The organism is Acinetobacter sp. GFQ9D191M, from assembly GCF_011174875.1.
In the GTDB taxonomy this organism is placed as follows: domain Bacteria; phylum Pseudomonadota; class Gammaproteobacteria; order Pseudomonadales; family Moraxellaceae; genus Acinetobacter.
Genome location: NZ_JAALGV010000058.1, coordinates 1 through 1,509 on the forward strand (window position 1 = coordinate 1; position 1,509 = coordinate 1,509).

The 1,509-nt window shown below is 39.1% G+C and carries 1 protein-coding gene and 1 pseudogene; one reads left to right on the forward strand and one right to left on the reverse strand.

The window, feature by feature from the left end; all coding sequences use genetic code 11:
- Positions 1-73 precede the first annotated feature (73 nt).
- Complete coding sequence (locus G5T77_RS08850; protein WP_159124594.1) at positions 74-1,378, forward strand: IS4 family transposase; 1,305 nt, start codon at positions 74-76, stop codon at positions 1,376-1,378.
- Positions 1,379-1,428: 50 nt separating this feature from the next.
- On the opposite strand, the pseudogene G5T77_RS08855 reads toward G5T77_RS08850, so the two are convergent.
- Positions 1,429-1,509 (reverse strand): annotated as a pseudogene (locus G5T77_RS08855) (iron-sulfur cluster insertion protein ErpA); the annotation flags it as partial.

Here is a 1,509-nt window from a genome sequence, read left to right on the forward strand (position 1 = left end):
TAATGCCAGTCAGTTAAGCAAATTTTAGTAAAATGTAGTAAAAATGAGTGTATGTAAATACGCTCATTTTTTTATGTCTTTATCTGAACATTTAGAATCCACTCTTGAACATTCTCTCCCATCACTCAACCATTTTTGTGAACTTATTGATTTAAATTGGATTGAAACAAGCCTGCATCAAACAGGTAAGGCATCAATCAGAAGGAGAAAATTACCTGCTGAGCATGTGGTTTGGCTTGTTATTGGGCTTGCCTTGTTTCGAAATCAACCCATCAGCTATGTTGTAGAGCAATTAAACCTCGTGTTTGGTACAACAGAATATTGTGTTCCTAGTGCAGCAGTCCAAGCACGACAACGTTTAGGACAAGAGCCTTTAAGTACCTTATTCTCTCTGCTCAGCCAAGCATGGTTTGATGAAACACAGCAACAATATTCAAACTTTCAAGGACTTAGCATATGTGCTGTTGATGGGGTGGTTTGGTCTATGCCGCTGACCGAAGAGAACTTTAATCATTTTGGCTCATCTAAAGGTAAAACTGCTGTAGCACCTTACCCACAAGTGAGAGCCACGTGCCTAGTCAATACCAATACCCATGAAATCATAGATGCCCAAATAGGCAGTATGGATCAGGGTGAACTCACATTAGCAAATCAATTATCTCCTCCAGCACAAAGTATTACATTATTTGATCGAGCTTATTTCTCTGCTGATTTTCTAATAGGGTGGCAAACACGTGCAGAATCAAGTCATTGGCTGATGCGAGCAAAAGATAATTTACGTTATGAAATTATTAAACGGAATTCCCCACATGATTTTCATATCAGGATGCCAATATCACCTAGAGCCAAGAAGCTTAACCCAACGTTAGGGGATTATTGGGAGGCACGTTTGATTGAAGTTGAGCAGGCAGGAAAAATCAGACGTTACATTACTTCATTATTAGATTCAAAGACATACCCACTTATAGCCTTGGCAAAGTTATATGCTCAGCGTTGGGAAATTGAAATGTGTTACCGAGAAATTAAAAGCAATTTGCAGAAAGGTAAGCTCTTAAGAAGCAAGCAACCAGACTTAATTTATCAAGAATTATGGGGTGTCTTGATTGCCTATAATGTTCTGAGACGACAAATGAAACATATGGCTCAACGAGCTAAAGTAAGTCCTTTGAGAATCAGTTTTCATATTGCATCTATTGCCCTTCTTAATTTACTCAGATTCGACTCTTTGGCTTCTGCAGGTAATCTCCCCAAACATCTGGAAAGTTTAATGGAGAAATCTAATCGGTATGTTATACCTGAGAGAAGAGTGAGGAGTTATCCAAGGGTTGTAAAAGGAAAACCTCAAAAATACCCAAGAAAAAGCCAGTCAATCTCTTAACTGACTGGCATTACCTCAGATGCGGGCTTTTTTATTCAACTTGATAGGTATTAGATCGAGAATGAAGATCCACAACCACAGGTCGTGGTCGCATTCGGGTTTTGTACCACAAAACGTGAACCTTCCAGACC

Bases quoted from the DNA above. Each gene is read 5' to 3' on its own strand.
- G5T77_RS08850 (WP_159124594.1), top strand. From the start codon at position 74: ATGTCTTTATCTGAACATTTAGAATCCACTCTTGAACATTCTCTCCCA.